Here is an 18,113-nt window from a genome sequence, read left to right on the forward strand (position 1 = left end):
ATGAGTTATTTAGATTACAGGAAGTTGCCCAAGAAGATATATTGTATTGTGATATTAATTATAGTTGCATGGATGATATTTATAACCGGATTTAGTGTAGGAAAAACAATCCAGAAAGAACAAGACAGGCTATATGTAGGAAGAGTCATTGAGAAAGAACACGTTCCAGAAAAGATAAAAGATGGTGAGAGATTTGACGAAGCCTACTATATAGTGGTAGAAGATAATCACGGGGACTATCTTAGGTATAGCGTATCAAAAGATGTTTATCAGCAAATAGAAATAAACGATATGTATAAAAGAAAGTAGGTAAAAAATGTTAGTAATTAAAAGAAACGGTAAGGAAGTAGAGTTTGATGTAGCTAAAATTAACGAAGCTATATCAAAAGCCAACTCAACCCTACCTAGTGACAATAAATTAAGTGACGCCTATATAGGTGGACTGGTGGATATTATACTTGATAAGTGTAATAAATTAGGTAAGAACAATGCTATTCAGGTAGAAGATATTCAGGATATAGTTGAAGAAATACTTATGCAATTTAGTACGTACGAGTTATCTAGGGCTTACGTACGCTACCGTTACGATCGTGAGAAGATAAGGGCCAGCAATTCTATAGATGATGAAATATTGACCCTTATAGAGTGCGAGAACGAAGATATAAAGCAGGAGAATAGCAATAAGAATCCTACTATTATATCTACTCAGCGTGATTATATGGCAGGGGCCATCAGTAAAGACTTATCTAGACGTAAGTTTTTGAGTAAGGAAATTATAGACGCCCACGACCAGGGGCTAATCCATTTTCATGATATGGACTATTTTGCACAGCACGCATACAATTGTTGCCTTGTTAATTTAGAAGATATGCTACAAAACGGGACAGTTATATCTGGCACTATGATAGAGCGTCCTCACTGTTTTTCAACGGCGTGTAACATAGCGACGCAGATAATCGCCCAGGTGGCAAGTGGCCAATACGGGGGACAGAGTATAAGTTTGGCCCACCTTGCACCGTTTGTACAAGCGACTAGAGAAAAGTATATCTCTACATTTAGCAATATCAAGCCTACTATGAGTAATCAAGAGTGGTACGAATTTATAGAAAAGCTGGTAAAAGAAGATATTAAAAGAGGGGTACAGACTATTCAATATCAGGTTGTAACTTTAATGACTACCAACGGACAGGCCCCGTTTGTTACAGTCTACATGAATATCAACGAGGCCCCACAAGGACGCGTAAGGGACGATTTAGCTAGTATCATAGAGGAAGTATTAAGACAGCGTATAAAAGGTGTTAAAAATGAAGTTGGTCAGTGGGTAGCCCCGGCGTTTCCTAAGCTTATATATTGCCTAGATGAAAACAACGTCCACCCTAACAGCGAATATTACTACTTAACTAAATTATCGGCCGAGTGTACCGCCAAGAGAATGGTACCTGATTATATATCAGCTAAGGTCATGCGAGAGTTAAAAGGTGACGTGTATACTTGTATGGGTTGTAGGTCATTTTTAACGCCTGATAGGACTACTGATAATATAGCAAGAGCTAATAATTACAAGCCTGGCCATAAGTATTACGGAAGATTTAACCAGGGCGTCGTTACTATTAATTTAGTAGATGTGGCCATATCGTCTAAGGGTCAACTTAATGTATTTTATAAGTTATTAGATGAGAGACTGGCTATTTGTTACAAGGCCCTAATGGCCAGACACAATAGATTAAAAGGTACACCATCTGACGTAGCCCCGATATTGTGGCAATACGGAGCAATAGCAAGACTAAATAAGGGTGAGGTCATAGACCCGCTTTTATATGGTGGGTATTCTACTATATCATTAGGATATGCTGGACTATACGAGTGTGTAAAATATATGACGGGTGAGAGTCATACCGAGTCAAAAGTAGGATTACCATTTGCACTAGAGTTAATGGAGATACTTAATAAGTATACTAATAAGTGGAAAGAAGAGACTAATATAGATTTTAGCTTATATGGTACACCTCTAGAGTCAACTACTTATAAGTTTGCTAAGGCACTACAGAAGCGTCACGGGATAATACCTGGTATAACAGATAAGAATTATATTACTAATTCCTACCACGTGAATGTAAGAGAAGAAATTGACGCATTTAGTAAGTTATCCTTAGAGTCACACTTCCAACCACTTAGCCCAGGTGGTGCAATTAGCTATGTAGAAGTGCCTAATATGGTAAATAACTTAGACGCCGTGTTAGAGGTAATCAAGCATATCTACAATACTATAATGTACGCAGAGATAAATACCAAGTTTGATTATTGCCACGTTTGTAATTTTGAGGGTGAGATTAAAATAGTAAATAATAGTCATGGTAAGCTTACGTGGCAGTGCCCTAGTTGTGGTAATACCGACCAGGAGCATATGACCGTTACGCGTCGTACTTGTGGATACATAGGATCTAATTTTTGGAATCAAGGTCGTACTCAAGAAATAAACGACCGAGTTTTACACTTATAATAGGGGGGTGGTAAATATGAAATATGTTATGGATGGTAAGATGTACGATACTGAGACGTCTGAGGTTATTTTAAGATATAAAACACGTGACTTAGATGTTTTCTTATTTAGTGCTAGATTTACAGCTTGCGACGTCTATTTATACAAGACTAAGAAAGGTAATTACTTTACTTTAAAAGTACTACCTGATAAGACTATTACAAATGTAGTTAGTGAAGATACGGTTAAGAACATATTACTAGAGCATAATTACGATAAATACGCAGAGTTATTCGGTCCACTAGAAGAGGCGTAGACATGAATTACGGCAAGATTAATTACACCGATATAGCCAATGGCCCTGGAGTAAGAGTAAGTTTGTTCGTATCAGGGTGTAGAAATAAATGCGAGGGGTGTTTTAATCGGGAGTCATGGGACTTTAATTTCGGTAAAAAGTTCACAATATCAACCCTAACTGACCTACTTTTAGCATTAGATAAGCCCTACATATCAGGGTTAACTATACTAGGTGGTGACCCGTTAGAGCCTGAAAATTTACCGACGGTGACGTCAATTTGTAGGACAATTAAGACTATAAATGATAGTAAAAATATATGGATATATACAGGATATCTATACGAAGATTTTCAAAATCTAGAATTATTTGACTATGTTGACGTCGTCGTAGATGGTAAATTTATCGAGTCTGAAAAGGATATATCACTACAATTTAGAGGGTCAAAAAATCAAAAAATAGTAGATGTAAAAAGGTCAAAAATGGAAAATGAGGTTAAATTATGGTGAGATTTTCATAACAAAAACTCACAAAAACATAACAAAAACAGGGTAAAAGTTTTTGTTAAAATAACAAAAAGTTTCTGTTAAATTGAATATAAAAACTATTTATATTAAAACGGTCATAACAAAAAGTGACCCTCAAAAAAGTTTTTGTTATAGTTTTTGTTATGGTTTTTGTTATAGCTTGAAATCCTAAAAGTATTGAAAATACTATATTCTTTTACTTAATATAACATAATAACAAAAATATTACTAACTTCTATATATATTTAATAAATATATATAATATATATAAAAAATATAAGAAAATATAAATATATATAAGAGTTGCGATTTTTTTTGTTATTTTGTTATGATTGATGATTTTTGATGAAATTTGTATTTTGTAAAAATAGGGGGTGGATACCGTGGATGATTTACAAAGTCGAATTAAACGCAAGAAAATATTTTTGAAAAGGTATCGAAAAAATATTGCTTGTGTTTTGCGACTAAAAAATAAATTATATGTTTTAGACTCTAGATTAAAAAATCCAAAAAGTCCTACTTACTCAGATATGCCCAAAGGAAATTTTATAACCACAGAAGATTTACTTGCTGATAAGTTGGACTTGGAAAAAAGAATTGAAAAGCTAAATAAAAAAGGTGAGTGTATAAAGTGTGAAATAATAAACGAGGTAGATAATGTAGATGACCCTAGATATTGCGAGATACTGGAAGCATATTTCATAGACTGTATGGATATGGAAGATATAGCCGATATTATGGGGTATGGTGTTAGACACACATATAAATTATATTCAAGTGCTATTAATGAGTTGTTAAATTATGACAGTAACAAAACATTAAAATAACAGTAAGATAACATTAACTATTTTAATTTTATAGCTTATACTGGTATCGTGGATAATTGAAGTCGGTTATCCATAATACATCACCTAACCAGACAGACTAATACAATTAGACCTAGGCACATGCTTAGGTCTTTTTGCTGTTAGTTGAATATGAGGGGTGATATCGTGTGAGGTGGTAGTATGTTACTAAAGTCTTGCCCTAGGTGTGGGGTCCTGATTCAATACGGGGGGACCTATTGCCAGGGGTGTAGGGTGGTAGTAGAAGAGGAACGAGAGAAAAGACGGCAGGAGTCAATCAAGCGAAGCAACAAGAAATACAATAAGAACAGAGACCCTAAGTATACTAAGTTTTATAATTCTAGAGACTGGCGTACCTTATCTCAAGCATATGCACAAGCTAAAGGTTTTAGGTGCGAAAGCTGCGGTCAAGTTGCAAGTGAAGTACATCACGTTAAAGCAATCCAGACTGATGATGGATGGAACAGACGACTAGACTATGACAATCTTGAATTACTATGCAAGTCTTGTCACAATGATAGGCATGGTAGATTTAAAGCCCGTAAAAGCCATTCTAAGGCGTTTTAGTTGTTTAGGTATAAAAGTATCAAGAAAGAGATTAAAACATCTTACAGATACCTTTAAATCGATTTTAGAGGGTAAGGGTGGTATAAATTCTATAGGAAATACATGGGGATAACGGTACAGGGGGGGACAACGCAGTAAAAAGTCCCTTTATTTTATTTTGAGTATTATTTTTGACACAATCAAGAGTTAGGGGGTGAAAATATGGGACGTAACAAACAGCCAATAGAATTGGTAATAGCTAATGGCAAGAAGCATTTAACAAAAGACGAAATTAATTTCCGTCGTGATAGTGAGGTCAAGCCTATTACTGACGATATAAGGGCCCCGAGTTATTTGACGGCTAAGCAAAAGAAACAATTTAACGAGATAGCGAGTAAATTAATCAAGTTGAAAATTATGAGTGAAACAGATGTTGACGCACTAGCGAGATATATAATATCTAACGATTTATATTTAAACGCGGTTAAGCAATTGCGAAAAAAAGAAGTTCAAAAAGACGTAGATACCTTATCTAAATGGTCTAATTTACAAGATAAATTCTTCAAGCAGTGTCGTACTTGTGCCAGTGATTTAGGGCTTACTATTTCAAGTCGTTGTAAATTGGTTATTCCTGAAATTAACAAAGAAGCACCTAAGAAAAACAAATTTAAAAAATTTGAAAAGGTGACAGCTGGTTAATGAGTAGTGCAGTAGTCAACGACAGAGTTACTAAGTACGCCCGTGAGGTGGTGGCTGGTAATATTACAAGTGGGGAGTTACACCGACTAGCTTGTAAAAGGCACTTAAAAGATTTAGACCGTCAAAATACTGAAAAGTTCCCGTATTATTATGACCCAGATAAAGCCAATGAGATAATTGACTTTGCTGAGACCCTGACTATTGCTGAGGGTGACGAGCCTAAGGCCTTAACTTTATTAGATTCTCAAGCATTTGACTTAGGATGTACCTTTGGTTGGTATAAGACCAGTAATAATAAACGCCGATTCCGACGTCGTTATAAATCAATGGCAAGGCAGAACGGCAAGACCTTTGAGAATGGTATTATTGGAACGTATATAGCTGGTTTTGGTGGTTATCATTATGGTAAGTTATTCACGGTTGCAACTAAGAAAAGACAGGCCCGTCTAGCATGGGAAGAAATGAGTAAATTCATAACCATTGACGACGACCTAGACGACTATTTCGACGTTAAAGATTATAAGTCTACAGTGCTAGCAGTTAATACAAATTGCACTATCGAAGCCCTTAGCCGTGAAGCAGGCTTGGAAGATGGCTTTAGAAGTATTTATAGTTCAATTGACGAAATACACCAACATAGGGATAACAAGATATATAAGGCTTTATACAATGGTACGAGGTCCCTGCCTGAGACTCTAGTATCTATGATAACGACCCGTGGTGATAACCTCAATTCGTTCTGTAAGGAAATGGACGATTACTGTATAAATATCCTGAAAGGCACAGCCACGGCGGAAGATTTTTTTATCGATATTTATTGCTTAGATCCTGATGATGATATTTGGGACCCTGAAAATTGGAAGAAAGCCAACCCGTTTATTAGTGCTGACTCGGAACGATTTGAAACATTGAAAATCGACGCGCAGACTGCCAAAGATATGGGGGGTAGTGACCTAAGAGACTTTATTACAAAATGTCTTAATATGTGGGTGCAAAATGCAGATATTCAATTTATACAGGCTGACAAGTGGGCTAATTGTGGAAGCGATAGAACGCTAGAAGATTTTAGGGGTAAATCATGTTTTGTGGGCCTTGACCTTTCAAGTGGTGGGGACCTTACAACATACGCGCTAGAATTTGACGAGCCATACGTAAATGAAGCCCATGAACAAAAAGAGAAATATTATATATATTCTCATTCATTCATGCCTAGAGGTCGATTAGAAGAGCATATCGCCACAGATTTAGCACCTTATGACTTATGGGAACAGATGGAGTTAATCACTGTCACAGGTGGAGTCAATGACTACAAGAATGATTACAAATTCATTATCAAGCACTTAAAAGAGATTAAGGAAGAATACGACCTTACATTTTTGGGTATAGGTATTGACCCTCACAACGCCGACGGTATTTTATCGGAGTTAGAGGAGTTCGGTTGTCCTGTTGTGCTGATAGTTCAGTCTTGTAAGAGTCTTAACGACGCTACCGTTGATATACAGTTGTTGGTAAAAAGTGGAGATGTTGAATACAACAAACGCGACGAGCTTTTAAGCTGGTCTTTTTTAAATGCCACGATTGTAAGAAATTCATTTGATGAAATTAAAGTCGATAAAAAACCAGGTGCAAGATGTGCAAGAATAGACCCAGTAGACGCCACTATAGACGCCCATGCTTGCAGGCTTAAGAATAAGAAATCAGTCATAGTAAATATAGATTCGGAAATGGATAGGTATTTAAAAGCTATGGGGTGGAAAACAGACAATTAATCACACGATATAAAATTTTAGAAAGGAGTATTATACTTGAATATATTTTCTAAAACATTATCAAAACTAGGTATCAAAAATAAAGCTAATTCACGAAATATTGAATTAAATCAGCTTTATAAATTCCTAGGAATTGACGCAAATGCAGGAAGTAATAATCTAAGTGAAGCTACTTATTTTTCATGCTTGAAAGTATTGTCTGAGTCGATAGGTAAACTACCACTCAAAATACTACAACATAACGAAAATAAAGGCGTTTCAACACTTAGAGACCATCACTTATATACCTTGTTACATGATAGACCTAACTCTTATATGACAGCGTCGATATTTTGGTCAACTGTAGAATATAACCGTAATCACTATGGTAACGCCTATGTATGGATACAGGGTGTAGGTACTGAACAAAAGTTATGGATATTACCTAGTACAGACGTAAAAGTATGGTACGACGACGCCCTTATTTTAGCCGACCAACCGGATATATATTACTTATATTACGCAGGTGGTAAGGTATATAAATTTGGATCAGAAGAAATACTACACTTTAAGACAAGCAATACATTTGATGGCTTAATTGGAGTACCTATACAAGAACAATTGAGTACTACTTTAAAAGGTGGGGTTAAGTCTCAAAAGCTTGTTGAAAAGATGTACGACTCAGGCTTTACTGCTAAGGCTGTATTACAGTATACAGGAAATCTAAATGATGAAAATGTAAAAACATTCGTAGCTGGTATAGAGTCATATAGTAAAGGTGGACTTGCTAACGAGGGGATAGAGAATATTATACCTATTCCACTAGGAGCACAGTTAACACCTCTCAATGTTAAGTTAGCTGATAACCAATTTATTGAGGTTAAGCAATACACTGCCTTACAGATAGCAAGTGCATTTGGTATTAAGCCGTATCAGATAGGAGATTATACTAAATCGTCATACGCTAGTACAGAAATTCAGCAGTTAAGTTTTTACGTAGATACACTACTTTATATTGTCAAACAATACGAGGAAGAAATTACATATAAATTACTTAGTCGTGCCGAGATATTGAATGGTATACACGTGAAATTTAATGTTAATGTGATACTGAGGGCCGACCTATCTACTCAAATAGATACGCTATCTAAGGGAGTAGCCGGCTTTATTTATACACCTAATGAGGCAAGGGCTATGCTTGATTTGGAAACTAAACCAGGTGGAGATAAGTTGCTAGGTAATGGTGCAAGTATACCAGTTGATTTAGCTGGAATACAATATATCAAGACGGATACGAGTAATGGGGATATTACCCCTAATAAGGACGCAGAAAATCAAAGAAAGGGGGACAATTAATTATGTCTGATGAAAAGTTAAATTTTAATGACCCTGAGGCTATCCCAGGAGTCATTACCAAGGTGTCGAGTATTTCGCCATTGGAAATAACTGACGAGGACCTAAAAAAGATTAATAAGTATACTTTAACTAATGTCACAGCAGAAGAAGTATTTACTTTTAAGGCAGTTATTGCAGATAATGAGCAAGATGACAGAAATAACATGCCGTTTAATCTTAAGGCCTTACAGGATTTAAAAAAGCTATATCCTGGCAAGACCATGTTAAAAGACCACGCCAGGAAGTCTGACAATCAGATAGCGAGGGTGTATGATACCGAGTTAGTCCAAAATGCTAACAAGACTACAGAGTTAGGAGAGTTACACACCGACTTAATAGCTAAGATTTACATCATGGTTACCGAGTCAAACAAGGACTTAATTACCGAAATTAAGGGCGGTATTAAAAAAGAAGTATCGACCTCAACGGTAGCAAAACGAATAGTGTGTAATATTTGTGGATGCGACAATATGAAAGAGTACTGTAGACACTGGCCAGGTAGAGAATATGACCAGGTTGACGCTAACGGCAAGTCAACTAAGAAAAGATGTAAGATGTTACTTGATGGAGCTTCCGAGGCGTACGAGTTATCATTTGTAGCAGTACCAGCACAACCGAGAGCAGGCACAACTAAAAGCATTGGATTTACTAAGCCAGTGCCAGAGCCATTGGAAGAAACACCGAACGAAAATACATCAAAAAATGAAAAAGAAATCATGAGAGATACTGAGGTCAAGGAAAGATTAGACAACGCAGTATCTTTTTTAAATGCAAAATTTTAAGGGGGTAAATAACAATGAATAAGAAAATGAGAGAATTACTAAACGCAATTAATGAAAAGACTATCCAGGCTAAGTTTTTCATGGAAGAAGAAAACAAGGACTTAGATAAGGCGACGGCTTTGCTAGATGAAGTTGAGCAGTTGAAGAAAGAATATGAGGCAGAAGAAAGACTTTACAATCTAAGTAAGGAAGAGAATACGCCTACAGATGACCAGGTTAAGGATCTTAGTAACAAGGAAAATGAAAAGACAGCAATACAGAAGTTTGCTGAGGACGCTAGAAACGGATTCGTTGTAAAAGCTGGTAAGATGTCTGAGGGCGTGCAGGCAGACGGTGGATACGTCGTTCCAGAAGATATTCAGACTAAAATAAACGAATACAAGACGGCTAAGGCGTCACTACTTGACCTAGTAGATGTAGAAAAAGTAACTACAAATAAGGGTCAGAGAACTTATAAGAAGAGATCACAGCAGACTGGATTCACTAAGGTGGGTGAGGGCGGTAAGATTACAGCTAATTCAACGCCACAGTTTGAAAGAATATCTTATGAAATAGCAAAATATGCGGGTTACTTGCCTGTTACAAACGAGTTACTAGCAGATAGCGACCAGAACATAGCCAATACAATTATGGAGTGGTTAGGTGATGAGTCGAGAGTAACTGCCAACAAGCTAATCTTGGAAAAGATAAAAACTAAGCAGGCTACAGACTTGAAGAATTTAGATGGTATCAAAAAGGCCCTAAACGTAACACTAGGACAGGCCTTTAAGCCAACGTCTAAGATAGTAACTAATGATGATGGACTACAGTACCTAGATACGCTTAAGGATACTACTGGTAGATATCTACTTGCACCAATGCCAGGTGAGACTATGAACATGGGACTACAGGTAGGACCTAACATTATACCAGTAGTTGTAGTACCTAATGCAGATATGCCAACTGATACTAAGAAGATTCCTTTTATAATCGGTGATTTAAAAGAGGCTGTTAAGTATTGGGATAGGGCGTTAACAACTATCACTATTTCAGGGGTAGCAAGTATAGGCACGCTAAACGCCTTTGAAGAAGATTTGACGATTTATAGGGCGATAGAAAGAGAAGATGTTACACTTAAGGACGCAGATTCATTTGTAAGAGGATTCATAACATCTACTGAGGCGTAGTATAAAATAAAGCTTGTAGGCCCATTTAAGGGCCTTTATAAGCTTTATATGATTAGAGGTGATAGAGTGGTAGTAACAATTGACGAAGTTTGTACCTATCTAGGTATAGATTATATGGACAGCATGATAGAAGATAATATACAGCGTATAATTAAGACTGCCGATTATATTTTAAAAGGGGCAATTGGTGAGAATTACCCTACTGATGACCCTAGGGCTAAGGAGTTAACACTAATAATAGTTAATGACTTATATGAGAATAGATACGCCGAGAGTAATACCCTAACAGGTAATACGAGGCGTCTAGTTGACGATATGAGCCTACAATTAAGATTGGAGTTAAGGAGAAATAAAAATGGCTAAGAAAATATACGACAAGCCTATTATCGTACAGAAGATAGATGAGGATACTGAGAAGTGGAAGTCAATATATACCTTACATGCTAACGTCAATAAGACTAGGCAAGGTGAGGAATATTTAAGTGCTGGAGCCATCCAGTCTAAAAACAAATTAACATTTGAAGTAAGATATTTTAAGAAGATAGAAGATATAGAGTTAAATACACAACTATATCGTATTCTTTTCAACGGCAATATATATGATATCCATGACTATGATGACTATAGATATGAACATAAGAACGTTAGACTTTTAGGAGTTAGTCAATAATGGTAGATTATAAAATCAATCCTAATGAATTGGTTGAAACCATAGATAAAGTCTTGAACGACTACAACAAGAATATAGTCAATAAAGCTGTAAAGACTGAAACTAAAAAAGCCATGAAACAACTTGTTAAGTTAACCAAGGATACTGCCCCTGTTGGTAAGAGACAAAAGCACTATAAAGACAACATCACGTCAAAAAAACATATAGAAAAAGAGAGGTTTGCAGGATTGTCATATAGTGAAATTTGGTACGTCAAGGGTTCGGATTATAGATTAACTCACTTGTTAGAACATGGTCATATGTTGAGAAATGGTAAGAGGTCTAAAGCTTTTAAGTTTGCCGAAAACGCATATAACGAAGTTGAAAAGAATTATATAAAATCATTAACCGAGGCGATAGAAAATGGTAAATAAAATACTTGAATTAAGTGGGTTTATTAGAAATAAAACCTACAAACAAACTAGATTTATCAAGCCACCTAATACGACTTATGCTGTATATCATGATAACTATGTCAGTGGTGGTAGTGATGATTTACCACTGCTAAAACGTAGGAGTATAACAATTGAGTTATACGAATATATGCCAGATGATGAGATTGTAAATAGGCTTGAAAATGCACTAAATGAATACTATCCAATGATGATAGATGGGTGGAGAAAAGAAAGTCGCTATTATATAGATAGCGAAAATATATATCAAACTATTTACGAGTTTGATTATTTTGAAAAGAGAGGAGAATAATAATGGCAGAAAATGTTGAAAAAATAAGACTAGGTTCAGGTAAATTGTATTGTATGGAGTTTACGGGAACTTTACCTGAAATAAGTGCTATTTGCATGGATAAGAATAGGTTAGGATATATTCAGGGTGGGGCTACACTTGAGTATAAGCCGTCATTTTATGAGGCAAAAGATGACCTAGGATATGTTAGTAAGAGCATACTGACAGAAGAAGAAGTAACGCTAAAGTCAGGAGTATTGACGTGGAACGGTGCTACACTTGAAAAGTTGTGTTCTACTGCAAGAGTTACAGAGGATAAGAGTAAGAAGCTTAGAACAGTTAAAATAGGTGGTGCAGGAAACGCCAACGGTAAGAAGTATGTATTGTGCTTCCACCACTCAGATAAGGCCGACGGTGACGTATGGATTATGATAGTTGGTACTAATCAAAACGGCTTTGATATAGCTTTCCTTAAGGACAAGGAAACAGTTATAGACGCAGAGTTTAAGGCGTTACCTGGTGATAATCAGGGTACACTGATTACCTTTATAGAAGAAACAGAAAAATCAGCATAATAAACTAGACGGGGTGCATAAGTACCCCGTTTTTTTAAGACTAAATTTAAAGGAGTGAATAAAATGGCGTTAGATTTTAATAATATAAAAAAGGCAAGTTTAGAAATAATCTTAAATGATGATAAGCAGACTAAATTACATCTACATACCCCTAGTAAGAAGCTATTAACTGAATTAGTGGAACTATCTAAGGGGTTAAATGATATTACCGAAGATAATATCAATATCGAAGATGTCGGGCAGATTTACAACTTATGTAGTAAAGTAATTAGCCGTAATCGTGAGAACATCAGTATTAGTTGTGAAAAGCTGGAAAACATATTTGATATGGAAGATATAGTAATATTCCTACAAGCCTACATAGAATTTACTACCAGTGTGCAAGATTCAAAAAACTATCCATCCCGTACTATCCATTAGAAGAAAGTACGGGGCATAAATACGAAGTTACAACATGGGACGACCACCTAGTAAGTGAGTATACACGGTTAAATATGTTAGAAGTCCAAGAATTAGATATAATTGATTATTTAATATATAGGCGTGACGCCTTTATATATTCTTTAAATCAAACTGAAAAAGGACGAGAGTATTTGGATAATGCTTATAGATTAGAGGAAACTAAGCCGGACGTAGACGCCTTACATTCACACTTTAAAGATATGAGAAAAGGGGGGTAATAATGGCTGGACAGTTAAAGGGTATCACTATTCAAATAGGTGGGGATACTACTAAATTAAGTAAGGCGTTAGGTGATGTTAATAGTAAAACTAAATCGCTACAGTCAGAATTAAAAGGGGTCAACTCACTTTTAAAGTTAGATCCTGGAAATGTTACACTTCTAAAGCAAAAACAAGACTTACTAAATAAGTCAATTGCTAACACTAAAGAGAAATTAAGTACTTTAAAATCCGCTATGAAACAAATTGATGGTGGAGAAGTTAAAGTTACAGAAGCACAATATAGAGACTTACAGCGTGAAATTATCAATACTGAACAGAAGCTAAAAGGCTTGACTGAGGAGCAAAAAAAATTCGGGTCAGTTGGTAGCCAGCAGGTAAAAGCGTTTGGAGAAAATCTAAAATCAGCAGGGGGTAAAATTGAGGATGTCGGTAGAAGTGTATCGAAACTATCAGCAGTTACAGGAGCGGTTCTAACAGGGTCAGCAAAATTAGCCTCAGACTTTGCCGACGGTATGGCTAAAGTTGGTACTATTGCCGATACATCCAAAGTATCACTTAACAAATTAAGTAAAGATATATTACAATTATCCACTGATACGGGGCGTAGTGCTACCGAGATTACAGAGGCTACTTATCAAGCGATATCAGCGTCAGTTGACACAGCTAACGCAGTAGGATTTGTTGGTACGGCTACTAACTTAGCTAAAGCCGGTTTTCTTGAAACATCAGATGCCGTAGACGTCTTGACGACTATTATAAATTCATATGGTCTATCAGCAAAAGAGGCAGGAAGTATCGCAGATAAGTTAATTCAGACTCAGAATGATGGTAAGACTACAGTTAACGAGTTGGCCTCTAGTATGGGTAAGGTAATACCTATTGCCAGTGCTTACGGGGTCAATATTGATAACTTGGCCACGGCGTACGCCAACTTAACTAAGAATGGTATTAGGACGAAAGAGTCCGGTACTTATCTAAAATCAATGTTAAACGAGTTAGGTAAAAATGGGTCAGAAGTAGCCAATGTACTACAGGAAAAGACCGGTAAAAGTTTCGCCGAGTTAATGGCTAGTGGTATGTCATTAGGTGATGTTCTTAAAATTTTGATGGACTCAGTAGGTGGTAATACCACGGAATTCGCTAATTTGTGGGGGTCAACAGAAGCTGGTACAGGTGCTTTAACTCTAATTGGTAAGGGTGTTGAAGAATTTAACAACGAACTAGCTAAAATGAAAGGGTCTACAGGTAATACGGCTAAGGCCCTGGAGCAGTTAGACACCCCTAGTGCAAGAGCAAAAAAGGCCCTTAATGCTTTAAAGAATACAGGTATTGAATTAGGTCAAACTTTACTAGAGTCACTAGGACCACTTTTAAAGGACCTAGCAGAAAAACTACAAGGACTAGCAAAATGGTTCGGTGAATTAAGTCCATCTACACAAAAAATAATAATTGGTGTATTGGCTGTTGTAACTGCCTTAGGACCACTATTAATAGGCGTCGGTAAAATGTTAGTTTTGATAGGACAACTAGTTACACTGGGTCCGGCGATTGTAACAGGGCTTAGTGCCGTAGGTGGGGCATTTAGTGGACTTTTTTCACTTTTATTAACCAATCCCTTTGTACTAATTGTAGGTGCTATAATTGCTATTGGTGTAGCTTTATATAAGTTATATAACAATTGCGAGGGCTTTAGAAATGCAGTTGACGCAGTTTTTAAATGGATAAGCGAGATACCTGCCAAAATAGGTAAATTCTTTTCCGACCTGGGGACTAACCTAGTAGAGTGGGGTAGTCAGATGTTGGAGTTGGGAAAAAAGATAGGTAACGGCATAGTAGACGCACTTATATTTATCTTTATCGAATTACCTTTTAAATTTTGGTCGGCTGTATTTAGTGCTATTGGAAAATTTGCCGAGTGGGGTAGTAAAATGCTTGAAGCAGGTGTAAATAGTGCCAAGCGTATTTTGTCAGATGTCGTGAATACAATGGCTAGATTACCGGGGAATATTTGGAACGCTATTAAAAGTGCTATATCTAATATGGCCCGTTGGGGTAGTGAGATGATAAGTACAGCAGGTAACAAAATGCGACAAATGGCCAATACAATTATCAATGCTGTTAAGAGTCTACCTAGTAAAATGTTTAGTATCGGTAAAGATATTATCTATGGTATTGCTAGAGGTATAGGTAACGCCGTAGGTTATCTATATGACTGTATTTGGGACGCTTTAAACGGCCTTGTAGACAGGGCAAAGGACGCTTTAGGCATATTCTCACCATCTAGGGTAATGGCTAAAGAAGTAGGTGCGTTTATACCAGCTGGTATAGGTGTTGGTATTGAAAAAAATTCAGATGAAGCAGTAGGACCATTAGAATCACTAGTAGACGATATGGTCGGTAGTGGAAAGACTGGTATTAATTTAGAGCGTAACTTATCGGCTACCTTTAAATCACCTGATAACATCGGGGCAATAAGCCTATCCGATATAATTAAGGTCATTGAAGTAAGTTGTGATAAAGTGGCAAATGCTTGTAGCAGAGATTTATATATCGACAAACAAGCTTTAATAGGTGAGACTATAGACGAGATAGACGCACAGTTAGGCTATAAATATAATCTTAGAGCGAGGGGGGTGTAAGTAGTGCGACAATTAAAAATAAAATCAATAGGACTGTTGGAGCATTGGGGGTTTTTACTAACTCAAAAAACCATATCTCAACCCGAGCCTAAAGACTATATTGTAGAGGTCCCAGGCCGTAATGGTAGCGTGGATTTAACCGAGTCAATGGGTGGTGTGCGTTACGGCGATAGGGAAGTAGAATTTGTATTACTTCCTATTGAGGGTGACTATACACAACGTATGAAAAATTATTATGAATTAGTAAGATTTATTCATGGTAAAGTTAATGATATTGAGGAACCGGATAGACCCGGGGAAGTTTTAAGAGGGCGTTGGAAAGTTGGAGAACCTAGTAAAATAAACGGTGATTTATTTAGTTTTAAACTTTTTTGCAAAAACGTCTACCCTTATTATATAAGTGTCCCGCCACACGAGATTACGTATAATTTAAACAGTGGAGATAGTCACGATATAAGCGTAGATTATAACGGTGTGGGCACAGTGTGGCCCTTAGTTAAATTTACAGGTAATGGGACCATTACAGCCGAGGGAGATAATATTAATTATAATCTAACATCTAGTTATACTAGATATGATCATATTAGATTGAGCAAAACGGTTAATAATTTCAAAATTCAAGGTAATGGAGATTTGACTTTCTTATATAGTAATGAGTCATTATAAGATAGGGGGTAAATATGTATAAGATATTTTGTGATAATAATTTAATATTTGATTTATCTAATGATATGTCGTTAACATCTCCTATCTTAAAGTTACAAGATAATAATGCTGGTACGCTTGAATTTGGAATACTACCAGGAGATGATATTTACGATAAAATTAAAAAAATGAAATCAGAAATACTGGTCTACTCAGAGGGTAGGCCAATTTTTAGTTGTAGGCCAATTGATGAAAATATCGATTTTAAAAATATCAAAAAGATAACTTGTGAGGGTGCGTTGGCTTACTTAAATGATAGTGTACAGCGTCCTCATGAATACCATAATTTGAGTATAAGAGGTTATTTGGAAACTCTAATAACCAATCATAATTTACAGGTGAGTGACCCACGATTACAATTTGAGGTGGGAATAGTAACGGTACATGATGACAATGACAGTATATACAAATATACTAACTGGGAGTCAACCTTACAAGTTATCAAGACTGACTTAATCGATAAATACGGGGGTCATTTAAGAGTTAGAATAGAGGGAGATAAGAAGTATCTAGACTATTTAAAAGACTACCCTAAGACCAATACCCAGGTGATAGAATTTGGTACTAACTTACTTGACTTTACTAAGAATATTGACGCCACGCAGATAGTAACGGCTGTTATTCCCTTAGGTGCAAGATTGGAAGAAAGTAGTATTCCTAAATTAGAGGAAAGACTTACTATAAAATCAGTTAACAACGGGGTTGACTATGTAACTAGTCAATCGGCAATTGATACTTATGGTTGGATATTTAAGACTGTAACATGGGATGACGTTCATAAGCCCCTTATCTTAAAACATAAGGGAGAAGAATACCTAAAAAGCATACAATTTGAAAACGTGGTAATTAAGGTAAGAGCGATTGACTTACACATGGTAGATGTTAATATCGAGCAAATAGAATTACTTGACCAAGTACGAGTAATTTCTAAGCCTAACGGCCTAGATAAGATATTTCCCGTAAGTGAGTTGACAATTGATATGACTAATCCGCAAGCAAATAGTATTACCCTAGGTAATAACTCTATACAGGCTATGAGTGGGTCGGCAGTATCCTCAAATACTGAAATACTTAAGAAAATAGAGGATATACCTAATCCTACTAAAGCTATGCAAGAGGCAGTAGAAAACGCCACCAAGCTATTGAATAACGCCTTAAATGGTCATGTGGTCAAGCGTAAAGACGAATTACTAATCATGGATACAGCAGATATTGAAACAGCTACCAAAGTGTGGCGTTGGAATTTAAACGGCCTTGCTTATAGTAATACTGGATATAAGGGTCCATATGAAATGGCTATGACTATAGATGGGTCAATAGTTGCTAATAGAATTACTACAGGTGTGCTAAAAGGTGGATATGTAAAGCTTGATTTGGAGCGTGGGACTTTTCTAATTGGTAAGGATGATAATGACTTCTTACTTAAATTTGATGGTGAAAAACTACAATTTGGAAATGGTACACTTAGTAAAGACTCACTTGAAAAAGACTTATTAGACGCTTTAAAAGGTAAGGATGGAGAATCCTTTAAGTTTAATTTAATATCCAATGGAGATTTTCATAATGATTTTACCACAAACGAGCCTAGTAACGACCCTAACAAATTAAATGAATGGCAAGTCAAAAGTCAAAAAGA

The 18,113-nt window shown here is 36.2% G+C and carries 20 protein-coding genes; all 20 read left to right on the forward strand.

Features of this window, described 5'->3' with window-relative positions:
* Nucleotides 1–309, forward strand: coding sequence for a hypothetical protein (locus HMPREF1639_RS07095; RefSeq protein WP_036764882.1), 309 nt, complete (start codon nt 1–3; stop codon nt 307–309).
* Nucleotides 310–316: 7 nt separating this feature from the next.
* Entirely contained in the window at nt 317–2,500 is a 2,184-nt protein-coding gene (gene nrdD, locus HMPREF1639_RS07100; RefSeq protein ID WP_036764884.1) for an anaerobic ribonucleoside-triphosphate reductase, read from the forward strand.
* Between the two features lie 16 nt (nt 2,501–2,516).
* Entirely contained in the window at nt 2,517–2,795 is a 279-nt protein-coding gene (locus tag HMPREF1639_RS07105) for a hypothetical protein (protein ID WP_036764886.1), read from the forward strand.
* A gap of 2 nt (nt 2,796–2,797) precedes the next feature.
* Nucleotides 2,798–3,283, forward strand: coding sequence for an anaerobic ribonucleoside-triphosphate reductase activating protein (gene nrdG, locus HMPREF1639_RS07110; RefSeq protein ID WP_036764888.1), 486 nt, complete (start codon nt 2,798–2,800; stop codon nt 3,281–3,283).
* Nucleotides 3,284–3,684: 401 nt separating this feature from the next.
* Nucleotides 3,685–4,128, forward strand: coding sequence for a hypothetical protein (locus tag HMPREF1639_RS08990; RefSeq protein ID WP_052045460.1), 444 nt, complete (start codon nt 3,685–3,687; stop codon nt 4,126–4,128).
* A gap of 180 nt (nt 4,129–4,308) precedes the next feature.
* A complete protein-coding gene (locus HMPREF1639_RS07120; protein ID WP_052045461.1) occupies nt 4,309–4,713 on the forward strand; it encodes an HNH endonuclease in 405 nt (134 codons plus the stop codon).
* A 201-nt stretch (nt 4,714–4,914) separates the two neighbouring features.
* Nucleotides 4,915–5,391, forward strand: a complete 477-nt coding sequence (locus HMPREF1639_RS07125) for a phage terminase small subunit P27 family (protein ID WP_036764889.1) — start codon at nt 4,915–4,917, stop codon at nt 5,389–5,391.
* A complete protein-coding gene (locus tag HMPREF1639_RS07130) occupies nt 5,391–7,160 on the forward strand; it encodes a terminase large subunit (RefSeq protein ID WP_036764891.1) in 1,770 nt (589 codons plus the stop codon). Before HMPREF1639_RS07125 ends, HMPREF1639_RS07130 begins: the two co-directional genes overlap by 1 nt.
* Before the next feature lie 36 nt (nt 7,161–7,196).
* The gene (locus tag HMPREF1639_RS07135; protein WP_198021076.1) at nt 7,197–8,495 is read left to right on the forward strand and encodes a phage portal protein; all 1,299 of its coding nucleotides are present in this window, start codon (nt 7,197–7,199) and stop codon (nt 8,493–8,495) included.
* Between the two features lie 2 nt (nt 8,496–8,497).
* On the forward strand, nt 8,498–9,316 hold the full coding sequence (locus HMPREF1639_RS07140; RefSeq protein WP_052045462.1) for a hypothetical protein: 819 nt from the start codon (nt 8,498–8,500) through the stop codon (nt 9,314–9,316).
* 14 nt (nt 9,317–9,330) lie between these two features.
* On the forward strand, nt 9,331–10,482 hold the full coding sequence (locus HMPREF1639_RS07145) for a phage major capsid protein (protein ID WP_036764893.1): 1,152 nt from the start codon (nt 9,331–9,333) through the stop codon (nt 10,480–10,482).
* Between the two features lie 48 nt (nt 10,483–10,530).
* The gene (locus tag HMPREF1639_RS07150; protein WP_198021077.1) at nt 10,531–10,845 is read left to right on the forward strand and encodes a head-tail connector protein; all 315 of its coding nucleotides are present in this window, start codon (nt 10,531–10,533) and stop codon (nt 10,843–10,845) included.
* A complete protein-coding gene (locus tag HMPREF1639_RS07155) occupies nt 10,838–11,152 on the forward strand; it encodes a phage head closure protein (RefSeq protein ID WP_036764899.1) in 315 nt (104 codons plus the stop codon). Before HMPREF1639_RS07150 ends, HMPREF1639_RS07155 begins: the two co-directional genes overlap by 8 nt.
* A complete protein-coding gene (locus HMPREF1639_RS07160; RefSeq protein ID WP_036764902.1) occupies nt 11,152–11,565 on the forward strand; it encodes an HK97 gp10 family phage protein in 414 nt (137 codons plus the stop codon). Before HMPREF1639_RS07155 ends, HMPREF1639_RS07160 begins: the two co-directional genes overlap by 1 nt.
* On the forward strand, nt 11,555–11,896 hold the full coding sequence (locus HMPREF1639_RS07165) for a hypothetical protein (RefSeq protein WP_036764905.1): 342 nt from the start codon (nt 11,555–11,557) through the stop codon (nt 11,894–11,896). The genes HMPREF1639_RS07160 and HMPREF1639_RS07165 overlap by 11 nt, the downstream gene beginning before the upstream one ends.
* Nucleotides 11,897–11,898: 2 nt before the next feature.
* Nucleotides 11,899–12,450 (forward strand): hypothetical protein, encoded by a 552-nt coding sequence (locus HMPREF1639_RS07170; protein WP_036764907.1) that lies wholly within the window; start codon nt 11,899–11,901, stop codon nt 12,448–12,450.
* A 63-nt stretch (nt 12,451–12,513) separates the two neighbouring features.
* Complete coding sequence (locus HMPREF1639_RS07175; RefSeq protein ID WP_036764909.1) at nt 12,514–12,870, forward strand: hypothetical protein; 357 nt, start codon at nt 12,514–12,516, stop codon at nt 12,868–12,870.
* Between the two features lie 262 nt (nt 12,871–13,132).
* On the forward strand, nt 13,133–15,772 hold the full coding sequence (locus tag HMPREF1639_RS07185) for a phage tail tape measure protein (RefSeq protein WP_052045464.1): 2,640 nt from the start codon (nt 13,133–13,135) through the stop codon (nt 15,770–15,772).
* A gap of 3 nt (nt 15,773–15,775) precedes the next feature.
* Nucleotides 15,776–16,438, forward strand: coding sequence for a hypothetical protein (locus HMPREF1639_RS07195; RefSeq protein WP_036764912.1), 663 nt, complete (start codon nt 15,776–15,778; stop codon nt 16,436–16,438).
* A gap of 14 nt (nt 16,439–16,452) precedes the next feature.
* A partial coding sequence (locus HMPREF1639_RS07200; RefSeq protein ID WP_052045465.1) for a phage tail spike protein occupies nt 16,453–18,113 on the forward strand: 1,661 nt, incomplete at its 3' end.

The organism is Peptostreptococcus sp. MV1 (assembly GCF_000758885.1).
Lineage (GTDB): Bacteria > Bacillota > Clostridia > Peptostreptococcales > Peptostreptococcaceae > Peptostreptococcus.

Excerpts from the sequence above, each read along its gene's own strand:
- HMPREF1639_RS07095 (WP_036764882.1), top strand. The coding sequence starts at position 1 with ATGAGTTATTTAGATTACAGGAAGTTGCCCAAGAAGATATATTGTATT.
- nrdD (WP_036764884.1), top strand. The coding sequence starts at position 317 with ATGTTAGTAATTAAAAGAAACGGTAAGGAAGTAGAGTTTGATGTAGCT.
- HMPREF1639_RS07105 (WP_036764886.1), top strand. The coding sequence starts at position 2,517 with ATGAAATATGTTATGGATGGTAAGATGTACGATACTGAGACGTCTGAG.
- nrdG (WP_036764888.1), top strand. The coding sequence starts at position 2,798 with ATGAATTACGGCAAGATTAATTACACCGATATAGCCAATGGCCCTGGA.
- HMPREF1639_RS07120 (WP_052045461.1), top strand. The coding sequence starts at position 4,309 with ATGTTACTAAAGTCTTGCCCTAGGTGTGGGGTCCTGATTCAATACGGG.
- HMPREF1639_RS07125 (WP_036764889.1), top strand. The coding sequence starts at position 4,915 with ATGGGACGTAACAAACAGCCAATAGAATTGGTAATAGCTAATGGCAAG.
- HMPREF1639_RS07130 (WP_036764891.1), top strand. The coding sequence starts at position 5,391 with ATGAGTAGTGCAGTAGTCAACGACAGAGTTACTAAGTACGCCCGTGAG.
- HMPREF1639_RS07140 (WP_052045462.1), top strand. The coding sequence starts at position 8,498 with ATGTCTGATGAAAAGTTAAATTTTAATGACCCTGAGGCTATCCCAGGA.
- HMPREF1639_RS07145 (WP_036764893.1), top strand. The coding sequence starts at position 9,331 with ATGAATAAGAAAATGAGAGAATTACTAAACGCAATTAATGAAAAGACT.
- HMPREF1639_RS07150 (WP_198021077.1), top strand. The coding sequence starts at position 10,531 with ATGATTAGAGGTGATAGAGTGGTAGTAACAATTGACGAAGTTTGTACC.
- HMPREF1639_RS07155 (WP_036764899.1), top strand. The coding sequence starts at position 10,838 with ATGGCTAAGAAAATATACGACAAGCCTATTATCGTACAGAAGATAGAT.
- HMPREF1639_RS07160 (WP_036764902.1), top strand. The coding sequence starts at position 11,152 with ATGGTAGATTATAAAATCAATCCTAATGAATTGGTTGAAACCATAGAT.
- HMPREF1639_RS07165 (WP_036764905.1), top strand. The coding sequence starts at position 11,555 with ATGGTAAATAAAATACTTGAATTAAGTGGGTTTATTAGAAATAAAACC.
- HMPREF1639_RS07170 (WP_036764907.1), top strand. The coding sequence starts at position 11,899 with ATGGCAGAAAATGTTGAAAAAATAAGACTAGGTTCAGGTAAATTGTAT.
- HMPREF1639_RS07175 (WP_036764909.1), top strand. The coding sequence starts at position 12,514 with ATGGCGTTAGATTTTAATAATATAAAAAAGGCAAGTTTAGAAATAATC.
- HMPREF1639_RS07185 (WP_052045464.1), top strand. The coding sequence starts at position 13,133 with ATGGCTGGACAGTTAAAGGGTATCACTATTCAAATAGGTGGGGATACT.